Consider the following 12,259-nt stretch of genomic DNA (forward strand, 5'->3'; position numbering starts at 1 on the left):
CGGGTTGTTGCAGGCTGTTCAGCCGTCGGGGTGTTGAGTCGTGGGGTTGTTGATTCGGGGAGTCCGGAAGGACTCGGGTGAGTCCGGGAAGGGGAACAGCCGACCGGCACGGGTGCCGATCGGCTGTGATGCAGGACCGGGGCGGTCCGTCAGTGGTCGACGCCGTCCAGACGCCGGAACAGGTCCTCGTCGGAGGCGGTGTCGAGGTCGAAGGGGGCGGCGGCCGAACTGCCGGCAGGGGGAACCGGCCCCCGGGCGCGTACGAGGGCCCGCAGGCGGGCCGCGCTGTCCGGGTCCAGGTCCGAGCCTGCGGACAGCAACTCGTCCAGCTCGGCCACGAGGCCGGCCGCGGTACGGCCGGCCGGCCCGCCGGGTCGTTCCGCCAGGCCCTGCTGTACGAGCTGGACCACGGCCGCCGGGGTCGGGTGGTCGAACACCAGGGTGGCCGGGAGTCGCGCCCCGGTGGCCGCCGTCAGCCGGTTGCGCAGCTCGACGGCGCTGACCGACGTGATGCCCATGTCGGAGAAGGCCGCCTCCGCGTCGTCGGCGGTCAGGGGGTGGCCGCCGAGCACGGCTTCGGTCTCGTCGAGCACCAACCGGGTGAGCAGCGCCCGCTGTTCGGCCGGGCCCAGACCGCGGAGCCGGTCCGCCGGCATCGACGGCGTCGCGGGGGGATCCGCCACGGGAACCCCGCCCGCGGCCCAGTAGGTGCGGTGCTGGAACGGGTACGTGGGCAGCGGCACGGCCACCGCGCCGGGGAGCACCGACTCCCAGGCCACCGGCGTCCCGTGCAGATGCAGCCGTGCGACCGCCGCGAGCACCGACCGCTCCTCGGCGCCGCCCCCGGCGGGGACGACGGCCGCCGGCGCCGGGCGTTCGGCCAGGCACTCGTCGAGCATCGGCGTCAGGGCGGGCCGAGGGCCCGAGTCCAGGAAGGCTCCGGTACCGTCGGCCAGCAGTCGGCCGACCGCGTCGTGGAAGCGGACCGGCTCGCGGACGTGCCGTACCCAGAAGTCCGGATCGTGTGCCTCGGCGGCGGTGAGCGGGGCCCCCGTCAGACACGACACGACCGGCACGGCTGGTGCGGCGAAACCCAACGCGGCGCCGGCCGCCGCGCCGACGGCCGATGCGTCAACCGCCGACGCCCCGACCGGCGGTGCGCCGACGGCCTCGCGGAACTCGTCCAGCATCGGGTCCATCAGCGGGGAGTGGAAGGCGTGGCTGACGGCGAGCCGCTTCGCCGGCACACCGGCGGCCACCAGCCTCCCGGCCAACTCCTCCACCGGCTCCGCGGCGCCGGAAAGGACCACGGAGTGCGGCCCGTTGACGGCGGCCACCGCGACCGGCCCACCGGCCAGGCCCTCCAGCCACGGGCCCAGCTCGGTTTCCGGGAGCCGTACGGCCAGCATCGCGCCACCTTGCGGCAGTTGCTGCATCAGCCGTCCCCGGGCGGCGACCAGTCGGGCCGCGTCCTCGAGGGAGAGCAGTCCCGCGACGTGCGCGGCGGTGATCTCGCCCACCGAATGGCCCACCAGCCGGCCGGGCGCCACGCCCCACGACTCGAACAGCCGGTACAGGGCCACACCGTGGGCGAAGAGCGCCGGCTGTGTGTAGCCCGTACGGTCCAGCAGCTCGGCGTCCGGGCCTTCGGCCGCCCACATCACCTCGGTCAGCGGCCGGTCCAGCAGGGGGTCGAGCGCGTCGCACACCTCCCGTAGCGCCGTCGCGAACACCGGGTACGCACGGGCCAGTTCGCGCCCCATGCCGGGCCGCTGGCTGCCCTGCCCGGCGAAGACGTACGCCAGGTCCCCGTCCGCCGGGACACCGGCCGGGAACTCGCGTCCGGTCAGTTCCCCGACGAAATCCAGAAGTTCGTCCGGTGCTGTGCCGACGACGAACGCCTGGGCCTGCGGATGCACGGTCCGATCGGTGGCCAGCGAGTAGGCGACGTCCCTGGCCGACAGCTCGGGCCGGGCCGCCACGTGCGCCGCCAGCCGGCGGGCCTGGTCGCGCAGGGCGGCCGCTTCGCGCGCGGACAGCACCCAGGCCACCGGGCCGGCCGGCCGGCCGCCGGCGGTCTCCTTCGCGGTCTCCTCCGGGGCCTCCTCCAGGATCACGTGCGCGTTGGTCCCGCTGATCCCGAACGAGGACACCGCGGCCCGGCGGGCCCGCCCGGTCTCCCGGGGCCACGGCCGCGCCTCGGTGAGCAGCTGTACGGTGCCGGGCGACCAGTCCACGTGGGAGGTCGGCGCGTCCACGTGCAAGGTCTTGGGCAGTACGCCGTTGCGCAGCGCGAGCACCGTCTTGATCACCCCGGCGACGCCCGCGGCGGCCTGCGCGTGGCCGATGTTCGACTTCACCGAGCCCAGCCACAGGGGCCGGGCCGCGTCGCGCGCGGCGCCGTACGTGCCGAGCAGGGCCTGCGCCTCGATCGGATCGCCTAGCGTGGTTCCGGTGCCGTGCGCCTCCACCGCGTCCACGTCGGCGGCGGTCAGCGCGGCATCGGCGAGTGCCTGCCGGATCACCCGCCGCTGCGCGGGTCCGTGCGGCGCGGTGATCCCGTTGGACGCGCCGTCCTGGTTCATCGCAGAGCCGCGGACCAGGGCGAGGACCGGGTGCCCGTTGCGCCGGGCGTCGGAGAGCCGTTCGAGGACGAGCAGCCCGACGCCTTCCGACCAGGCCGCGCCGTCGGCGGCGTCGGCGAAGGACTTGCAGCGGCCGTCGGGGGCGAGCCCGCGCAGCCGGGAGAACTCGGTGAAGGACGCCGGGGTGGCCATCACGGCCACTCCGCCCGCGAGTGCCAGGGAGGATTCGCCCGACCGCAGCGAGCGGCAGGCGAGATGGAGCGCGACCAGTGAGGACGAGCAGGCCGTGTCCACGGTCAGCGCGGGCCCCTGGAGGCCGAAGGTGAACGAGATCCGGCCCGCCAGGGCGCTGCCGGCGGTGCCGAGGGCCAGCAGCCCTTCCAGGTCCGGACGGTCGCCGCCGGACACCGAGGGTGTGTAGTCGTGGTACATGGCGCCCGCGAAGACCCCGGTGTCCGTGCCCCGCAGCGTGGCCGGGTCGATCCCGGCCTGTTCCAGGGCCTCCCACGCGGTCTCCAGCAGCAGTCGCTGCTGGGGGTCGGAGGCCAGGGCCTCCCGGTCGGAGAAGCCGAAGAACCCCGCGTCGAACGCGCCCGCGCCGGCGAGGAATCCGCCCTCGCGGGTGCACGAGGTGCCGGGGCGTTCGGGGTCCTCGTCGAAGAGCCGGCCGAGGTCCCAGCCGCGGTCCTCGGGGAAGGGCCCGATCGCGTCCCGGCCGTTGGCCACCAGGTCCCACAGGTCCTGGGGGCCGTGGACTCCGCCGGGCAGCCGGCAGGCCATGCCCACGACGGCGACGGGGTCGTCGCTCGCCACGGGTGGGGAGGCAGCGGCGTCCTCGCCGCTCTCGCCCCGCAGGTGGCGGGCCACGGCCTGCGGGGTGGGGAAGTCGAAGGCGAGGGAGGCGGGAAGTGGGAGACCGGTCGCCTCGGCGAGCAGGTTGCGCAGCCGGATGCTGCGGACGGAGTCCAGGCCGTGGCTGCGGAAGGTGGCGCCCGCCTGGATGGGGGCGGCCTCGCTGGCCGGCGCCAGTGCTTCGGTGACGCACGCGCGGACCAGTTCCAGGGCCTGTGCGTGGGACGCGGGCACCGAGCCGCCACCGGTCCCGGCGGCCGGTCCCCGTTCAGCCAGCAGGGCTTCCAGGGCCCGCCGGTGCAGCTTGCCGGCGGGGGTGCGCGGCAGCTCGTCGACCGTCACCAGCTCCAGCGGGATCTTGTAGTCGGCGATGTCGCGCTCCAGCAGGAACGCGGTCACCTTCGCCAGCGTGACGGCGCGTTCGGCGCGCCCGGTGACCACCAGGCATGGGTACTCGCCCAGCCGTCGGTCGGGTCGGGCGACCACGGCCGCCGGGCCGAGGCCCGGCATGTCCGCGAGGAGCCCCTGGATCTCGGTCGCGTCGAATTTTCGGCCGCCGACGTTGATCAGCTCGGCCGAGCGGCCGAGGAAGCGCACCCGACCGTCGCCGTCCACGCTCGCCCGGTCGCCGGTGCGCAGCCAGCCGTCCTCGGTTACCGCCGCCCCGGTCAGCTCCGGATCCCCGTAGTAGCCGCGGAACATGCCGGGGCTGCGGTACCGCAGCTCGCCCGCTTCGCCGGGCGCGCACTCGGCGCCGTCCTCGCGGACGACGCGTACGCTCGCGCCGAAGGTCGGGCGGCCCACGCTGCGGGCGGCCACCTCGGCGGGGTCGGCGGCGGACGTGCAGGTGCCGGTGCCCAGTTCGGACATGCCCCACACCACGACCAGCGGGGAGCCGAGGAGTTCGCGCACCTGGGCGACCAGTGCGGCCGGCACGGCCGCGCCGGCCGTCCGCACCTCGCGCGGCCGGAATCCGGCCGGGGCCCCGGTGTCCGCGAGCCGGGCGCCCACGTCGTGGAGCTGGGCGGGCACGGCGAAGACCACGCCGGGGCGCGCCTCGCGCGCCAGGTCCAGGAACCGGTCCACGTCCCAGCCGCGCAGCAGTACCTGCCGGCAGCGGGCGAAGAGCGCCGAGTGCAGGGACTGGAGGCCGAAGAGATGGGTGAGCGGGCAGGCGGTGAGCACCGCTCCGTCGAAGGTGCCGGCCGCCTCCTCGGTCACGGCAGCCGTGTTCGACATCAGCCCGTCGTGACTGTGCAGGCAGATCTTGGGCCGGGCGGACGTCGTCCCGGAGGACGGCAGCAGCACCAGCGGCATCTCCGGCCGTACGTCGACCGGGTGCGGGGCGGCGCCCGCCCACTGCTCCAGCAGTACGCCGACACCGACAAGGCCCGCCGAGCCGGCGCCCGGCACCAGGACCGAACGCAGCGAGGGCACGGCCGCCCGCATCGCGGCGAGGGCCCGGGCGTCGGCGGCGTGCGCGGAGTCCGGGGGCAGCACCATCGCCACCGGCGCCACCCGTTCCACCAGCGCCAGCACGTCGGCGCTGCCATGGCCCTGGTGGACGGGCAGCATGACAGCGCCGATCGCCGCGACGGCGAGGTGCAGGCTCTGGTACTCCCAGCAGTTGGGCAACTGGACCGCGACCACGTCCCCGACGCCGACACCCCGTTCCTGGAGGGCCCGGGCGAGCGCGTCGACCTCCGCCGACCACTGCCGCCACGTCAGGTGCCGGTCGCCGTCGCTCAGGGCCACGGCCTCCGGATCCTGCCGCGCGGCGGCGCGGAAGACGGCCGGCAGGGTCAGGCCGCGCAGCGCTCCGCACGGGTCGGCGGCCGGTCGGACCGCGTAGTCATCGACATGGACGGACACCATTACTCCCGAGAAGGCCGGCCGCTGGGTGTGTTGCCGCCCCATGCTGGCCCCGCGCCGACCGGGAAAAGCCCTAGACCCTGCGGACGCGGGTGCGCACCGCGTCGGCTAGCCGTGCAGCAGGGCGCGCAGCGGCGCCGACTTGACCAGCGTCTCCTCGTACTCGGCCGCCGGGTCGGACAGGGCGATCACCGCGCCGCCCACGCCGTAGCGCAGTCTGCCGCCGCTCAGCACCACGGTGCGGATGACGATGCTGAGATCGGCCGCGCCGGTGAGCGAGAAGTAGCCGATCGCACCCGAGTAGACGCCGCGGGGGCCGCCCTCGAGCCGGTCGATGATCTGCATGGTGCGGATCTTCGGCGCGCCCGTCATGGACCCGCCGGGGAACGCCGCGCGGACGCCCGCCACCGCGCCGGTGCCGGGGCGCAGTCGCGCCCGTACCGTGCTGACGAGCTGGTGCACGGTGGCGTAGGACTCGACCTGGAAGACCGGGTCGGCGACGACCGTGCCCAGCTCGGCGCACCGGCCGAGATCGTGCCGGACGAGGTCGACGATCATCAGGTTCTCGGCACGGTCCTTCTCGCTCTGCGCGAGGTCGGCGACGAGGAGGGCGTCCTCTGCCGGGTCGGCGTGCCGCGGGCGCGTGCCCTTGATGGGCTTGGACTCCATCCGGCCCTGCCGGTCGATGCGTAGGAACCGCTCGGGGGATGTGCTCAGCACCGACAGGGGGCCGAAGCCGAGGAAGGCGGCGAACGGGGCCGGACTCGCCCGGCGCAGATGGCGGTAGGCCTGCCAGGGGTCGAGGGCGGTCTCCGCCTCGATCATGTTGGTCAGGCAGACCTCGTACGTCTCGCCGGCGCGTATCTCCTCGTGGCAGACGGCGATGAGCTTGAGGTAGGCGTCGCGGTCGTGGCGCGGGCGCAGGTCCGCCGCGGTGAGCCCGGGCGGCGGCGCGCAGGACGCGGGCGGCCGCCCCGCGAGCCGGGCCAGCTCGGTGGTGGTGGCGCGCAGCCAGGCGCGGGCGGCGGCCTCGTCGCCGTCCTCGGCGAGCGCGAGCAGGTACGTGGTGTCCGTACGGTGGTCGAGTACGACGGCCCGGTCGGCGAACACCATCACGGCGTCCGGGTCGGGGGAGCGGTGGGCCGCCTCGCCGCCGCACTCGGCCTTGAGCTCGTAGCCCAGGCAGCCGACCCAGCCGAGCGCGAACTCGAAGGGCAGGTCCGGGACTTCGGTGTGAAGCGCGCCGAGATCCCGCTCCAGCCAGTCGAAGAACGGGCTGCGCACGGTGTGCGTCTCCCCGTTGGCGGTGACGGCGACGGTGCCGGCCGACACGTCGGCGGTGGCGGTGCGGGCCAGCGGCCCCGAGGCGTCGCCCATGACCGAGACCTGCCCGAACCGGGCGTCGGTGCGGCTGCTGTCCAGCCAGAAGGCGTGCGCGCCGGTGCGGAAGAGCTGGTCGAAGACCGGTTCGGCGTCCCAGCGGGTGTCGAGCCGCTCGACCAGTACCCGCAGCTCGCGGGCGGGTGCTGTGCCAGGTGTGGTGGCCGGGGCCGGCGCCTGCGGGCGGGCCGGGCGCCGTGGGCGGCGGCCGTGCGCGTACGTCAGGTCGCGGAAGTTGGCCAGCAGATGGTGCCCGCTGTCCGTGCCGATCGACTCGGGGTGGAACTGCACGCCCCACAGCGGCAGGGTGCGGTGGCGCAGCGCCATCACCACCCCGTCGTCGGCGCTGTGGGCGATCGCCTCCAGCACGGGCGGGAGCGAGGTGACGGCCAGCGAGTGGTACCGGACCACTTCCAGCGGGTCGGGGATGCCCTCGAACAGCCCGGTGCCGTCGTGCCGCACCAGCGAGGTCCGCCCGTGGCGCGGTTCCGGGGCCGGGCCGACCCCGCCGCCGTGGGCGAGCGCCATGCCCTGGTGGCCGAGGCACACGCCGAGCACCGGGAGCCGGCCCTCCTCGGCGATGCGCGCGCACAGGCCGAAGTCGGCCGGGCGGTGCGGCGTGCCGGGCCCCGGCGACAGCACGACGTTGTCGAACTCCTTGAGCAGGCCCTCCCGCCAGGAGGGGTCGTCGTTGCGGATCACCTCCGGCTCCTGGCTGTTGACCTCGGCGAGGTAGTGGAAGAGGTTGTAGGTGAAGGAGTCGTAGTTGTCGACGAGGAGGGTGCGCATCACAGGATCCCGAGTTCTCGTGCCATCTCGTCGCCCACGGCCTTGATGTGGTCGGTGAGGAAGAAGTGGCCGCCCGGGTACACCTCCATCCGGAACGCGCCTTCGGTGTGCTCCTGCCAGGCCCGGGCCTCGGCGCGCGAGGTGCGCGGGTCGGCGTCCCCGGTGAGCACGGTGACCGGGCAGCGCAGCGTGCGGCCGGCCGGGCAGTGGTACTTCTCGATGGCCTCGTAGTCGCCGCGGATGGCGGGCAGGGCCATGCGCAGCACCTCCTCGTCGCCGAGGAGGTCCGGGTTGGTGCCGTTGAGGAGCCGGAGTTCGGCGATGATGCCGTCGTCGCCGCGGCGGTGCACGGTCTCGGCGCGCGTGGTGGACGGGCCGCGACGGCCGGAGGCGATCACGGACTTCGGCTCGTGGGCGCCCTTCTGCTCCAGCCGCCAGGCCGTCTCGAAGGCGAGTACGGCGCCCATGCTGTGCCCGAAGAACACGGTGGGCTTCTCGTCGAGGGGCAGCAGCTCGTCGACGATGAGGTCGGCCAGGGTGCCGAGATCCTGGACACAGGGCTCCTTGCGGCGGTCCTGGCGGCCGGGGTACTGCAGGGCGATGACGTCGGCGGCGGAGGAGAACCGTGCCGACACCGGGTGGAAGAAGCTGGCGGATCCGCCGGCGTGCGGGAAGCAGACCAGCCGGACGGGGAGGTCGGCGGCCGGGTGGAAGCGGCGCAGCCACAGCGCCGAGGAGTGGTCCGAGCGGTTCAAGGCACGGTCCTTTCTGAGGAGCGGGGGAGGGTGTCGGCCGGTGCGGGGGCGGCGCGGTGGGATGTTCAGTCCTCGTGGACGGTGATGGCGTGGGCGGGGCACAGGTCGCCCGCCTGGTACACGGTGTCGTGGTCCTCGGGCGCCGGGTCGGAGCCGCGGACGAGGACCAGCCCGTCCTCGTCCTGGTCGAACACGCCGGGTGCGGACAGCACGCACTGTCCGGCGCCGATACAGCGGTCGGTGTCCACGGTGATACGCATCGGTTCTCTTTCGGGAGGGCGGGCCGCGGGCAACGGCTACCAGCGGACGGGGAGTTCATGCAGTCCGTACAGGACGCCGTCGTGCTTGAGCGGGAGTTCCTCCACCGGCACGGCGAGTTCGAGGGTCGGGATCCGCTCGAAGAGCCGCCGGTAGACGATTTCCATCTCGGCGCGGACCAGGTTCTGTCCCAGGCACTGGTGCACGCCGTAACCGAAGGCCACGTGATGGCGCTCGGTGCGGGCGGGATCGAAGGCGTGCGGGCAGGCGAACGCCGACTCGTCGTGGTTGGCCGCCGCGGCCAGCGGGATGACGCCCTCACCGGCCCGGATCAGCTGGCCGCCGATCTCGACGTCCTCGACGGCGACACGCAGGGACACCAGGTCGGCGACCGAGTGGAAGCGCAGCGTCTCCTCGACCGCCCGCTGGTCGCCGATCCACTGCGGGTTGAGCAGCAGGGTCACCACGCCGAGGGCGATGTTGTTCGCGGTGGTCTCGTGGCCCGCGATGAGCAGCAGCATCAGCACCCCGGTCATCTCCTGGGTGCTGATGGCGCCGGTGGCGAGGAGCCTGCTGATCAGATCGTCGCCCGGCCACTGCGCCTTGATGCCGACGAGCCGGTTGATGTAGCGCAGCAGCTCCTTGGCCGCGGTGTCGCGCTGCCGTTCGGTGGTGGTGCGGATGGCGACCAGGGTGCGGGTACGGGACTCGAAGAAGTCGCGGTCCACCGGCGGCACGCCGAGCAGCGAGGAGATCACCAGGGACGGCACGGGCAGGGCGAAGTCCGCCACCAGGTCCGCCGAGTTGCCGGCCGCCAGCATGGTGTCGATCAGCTCGTCCACGGTGCGTTCGATCGCCGGGCGCATCGCGCGTACGCGGCGCACGGTGAACTCAGGGATCAGAGCCTTGCGGAACCGGTCGTGTTCGGGCGAGTCGAGGCCGACGAACCAGCCGGGGATCTGCTCCTGGCGGGGCACGCCCATCGTGTCGCTGATGTGCGGGAAGCCCTCGCGGTCGGGGTTCGCGCTGATCTTCTTGCTGGTAAGGACGGCCCGCACCTCCGCGTGCCGGGTCACCAGCCAGACCCGGCTGCCGTTCGGGAGCTGGGTCGGCACCAGCCCCTTGCTGCGGCGGTACGACTCGTAGCGGGGCGGCGGGAACGGTTCGCCCGGTACCCGCAGTGGGAAGGGGACAAGTTTCGGTTCGGCGGTGCCGGTCATGGCCCTCGTTCTCCGTCGGTCGGTGCGCGGGCTCAGGCCGCGTCGTAGAAGGCGCGGACCTTCCCGGTCACGTATTCCTGGTCCGCGGCGGTCAGTTCGGTGTACGTGGGCAGATAGAGCCCGTCTTCGCTGAACCGGCTGGCGTTGAGGTACGGCCAGACGGGGTCGTGGTAGCCGGGCTGGCGGCTCATCGGCTTGAAGAACACCCGGGTCTCGATGCCCTCTGCGGCCAGGAAGGCCCGCAGCTCGTCCCGGCGCTCGGCCCGCAGGTCGTACATCCACAGCACGTCGCGCGGCGGCATCAGTGTGATGCCGGGGATGTCCGCCAGGCCCTGGTCGTAACGGCGTTCGATCGCGCGGCGCAGGTCGAGGAAGTCGTCGAGCTGTTCCACCTGGGCGAGCGCCACGGCGCCCTGCATGGCGGTCATACGGTAGTTGTAGGCCAGCTTCTTGTGCAGAAAGCTGTGGTCCTCGGTGAACGCCATCGCGCGCAGATGGGCCATCTGCCCGGCCAGCCGGGGATCGTCGGTGAGGCAGATGCCGCCCTCGCCCGCTGTGATGATCTTGTTCGCGAAGAGCGAGTAGCAGGCGATGTCACCGACCGGGGGGATGCCGTGCGCCTCGGCGGAATCCTCCACCACGCGCAGGTTGTAGTCGTGGGCGATGTTCATGATCGCGTCCATGGCGCAGCGGCGGCCGTAGACATGGACGGGCATGACGGCCCTGGTCCGGGGAGTGATCTTCTCCTCGATCTTCGCCGGGTCGATGTTGAGATCGTCGGCGCAGTCCACGAACACCGGGGTCGCGCCGGCATGGCTCGCCGCCCAGGCCGAGGCCACCATGGTGAATTCCGGAACGATCACCTCGTCGCCGGGGCCGACGCCGAGTGCGCGCAGCGCCAGGGTCAGGGCCGCGGTCCCGGAGGAACAGGCGACGCCGTGCGCGATACCGGAGTACTCGGCGAACGCCTCTTCGAAGCGCCGGACGTACGGCCCCTGGGAGGAGATCCAGCCGTCGGTGATCGTTTCAGTGACGTAGGCGAGTTCCCGGCCCTTGAGACTGGGCCGGGAAACGGGGTACTTGATGGACATGTCGTCCTCGGTCGAAGTGGCGGGGCAGAGAGGCTGGTTCAGGACAGGGCGGGCAGCCCGAGGAGCAGGTCGGCCGCGGTGCCGCGCCCGCCGGCCGCCTGCTGAAGCTCGCCGATCCGTTCGGCGCGTTCGCGGAATCCCGGATCGCCGAGGACCCGGGTCAGCTTGTCGACGATGTCGTCGGGGTCGACGTCCCGCGGCCGGTCCAGGGTCAGGCTCAGACCGAGGTCCTGACCGCGCACCGCCTGGTCGTAGCAGTCCACCCAGAGCGGCCGGACCACCATCGGCTTGCCGAAGTACATGCCCTCGTTGAAGCCGTTGCCGCCGCCGTGCGTGAAGAACAGCCGGACGTTCGGATGGGCGAGCACGTCGAGTTGGGAGGGCAGCCAGCTCTCGATCCGCAGATTGCCGGGCAGGGTGTCGGCGGCCGGCAGCAGGTGCTGCTGCTCGGCGGGCAGACGCCACAGGACCTGATGACGGTCCTGCAGCCGGCGGGCCACCTCGACCAGGGAGGCGACGTGCTCCCGGGTGAGCCGGGTGATGGTCCCGAAACCCATGTAGACCACCGAGGACTGGGCGTCCAGCCAGTCCGCGAGCCCGCCGTCCTCCTCGCCGCGCGGAGCCTCCGGCAGCGGCGGCACCATGGCCCCGACGAGTTTCATCCGGTCCGGCACGGTGAACGGGTAGTCCAACTCGGCGACGGAATTGCACAGGACCAGCTCGGCCCGGTCGACCCTGGTCATCGGATTGGGCTTGGGCAGGCCCAGTTCCTTGCGCAGACGCGCGTCCTCGGACAGCACTTTGCCCATGGCCGGGTGGAAAAACATGCCCAGGGTGCGGTATTTGAACAGCTCGTTACGTATGCGCTGGGAAAAGCTCATCGGGTACGGAAATCCGGAATGCGGGACAGGGAAGTCGCGGGGCGTTCCGGACGGCCCGAAGGGGTTGAGCGAGGTGAGTACATTGGTCGGCAGAAAGGGGACGCTGAGCGCATACGGAACATTGCGGGTGAGCGCCACGTCGATACCGAACGAGGCGACACAGTCGATCACCATGAGGGTCGGGTTGATTTTCCCGACCAGCGAATCCAGCCGCTTGAACTTCTCGGCCTGGAGGTCGGGACGGTAGGACTGCCGGACCACGGCGCGGTGCGCCTTGAAGCGGGAGGCCTGGGTCACCTCGCGGTACACCTCGTCCGGCCAGCTGACCGCGGAGAGCTCGGAGAAGACCTCGCCCAGCGAGGCGAATCCGACGCCGGAACCCTCCGACAGGCGCTCCACATCGGCCCGTCGGGGTTCGTCCGTCGCGAACCAGAGATCGGGCACGCCCCGCCGCGAGAGCTCGGCCGCGAGCACGAGCAGCGGGTTCAACAGCCCGCTCTCCGGCAGGCTGACGAAGAGAACGGGCCGCTGCGCGGTGTTCTGGGTGGGGCTCATCGCACTCCTGGGGGCATCGCC

At 72.8% G+C, this 12,259-nt stretch carries 7 protein-coding genes; all 7 read right to left on the minus strand.

The features are described from left to right. Positions 1–149: 149 nt before the first annotated feature. The 7 genes from ACWD01_RS27435 to ACWD01_RS27465 all read right to left on the minus strand — a co-directional run bounded on the left by ACWD01_RS27435 (position 150) and on the right by ACWD01_RS27465 (position 12,238). Positions 150–5,312 carry a type I polyketide synthase gene (locus ACWD01_RS27435; RefSeq protein WP_451165469.1) on the minus strand — a complete coding sequence of 1,721 codons (5,163 nt, stop codon included), beginning with the start codon at positions 5,310–5,312 and terminating at the stop codon, positions 150–152. Between the two features lie 105 nt (positions 5,313–5,417). Then, on the minus strand, positions 5,418–7,478 hold the full coding sequence (pabB, locus tag ACWD01_RS27440) for an aminodeoxychorismate synthase component I (protein WP_451165470.1): 2,061 nt from the start codon (positions 7,476–7,478) through the stop codon (positions 5,418–5,420). Further along, on the minus strand, positions 7,478–8,233 hold the full coding sequence (locus ACWD01_RS27445) for a thioesterase II family protein (RefSeq protein ID WP_451165471.1): 756 nt from the start codon (positions 8,231–8,233) through the stop codon (positions 7,478–7,480). Before ACWD01_RS27445 ends, pabB begins: the two co-directional genes overlap by 1 nt. A gap of 65 nt (positions 8,234–8,298) precedes the next feature. Then, on the minus strand, positions 8,299–8,493 hold the full coding sequence (locus ACWD01_RS27450) for a ferredoxin (RefSeq protein ID WP_451165472.1): 195 nt from the start codon (positions 8,491–8,493) through the stop codon (positions 8,299–8,301). Positions 8,494–8,529: 36 nt separating this feature from the next. Beyond that, positions 8,530–9,711 (minus strand): cytochrome P450, encoded by a 1,182-nt coding sequence (locus ACWD01_RS27455; protein ID WP_451165473.1) that lies wholly within the window; start codon positions 9,709–9,711, stop codon positions 8,530–8,532. Between the two features lie 32 nt (positions 9,712–9,743). Next, a complete protein-coding gene (locus ACWD01_RS27460) occupies positions 9,744–10,802 on the minus strand; it encodes a DegT/DnrJ/EryC1/StrS family aminotransferase (RefSeq protein ID WP_451165474.1) in 1,059 nt (352 codons plus the stop codon). Positions 10,803–10,840: 38 nt separating this feature from the next. Further along, on the minus strand, positions 10,841–12,238 hold the full coding sequence (locus tag ACWD01_RS27465) for a glycosyltransferase (RefSeq protein ID WP_451165475.1): 1,398 nt from the start codon (positions 12,236–12,238) through the stop codon (positions 10,841–10,843). Between the last annotated feature and the right edge of the window lie 21 nt (positions 12,239–12,259).

The organism is Streptomyces sp. NPDC002835 (assembly GCF_053591995.1).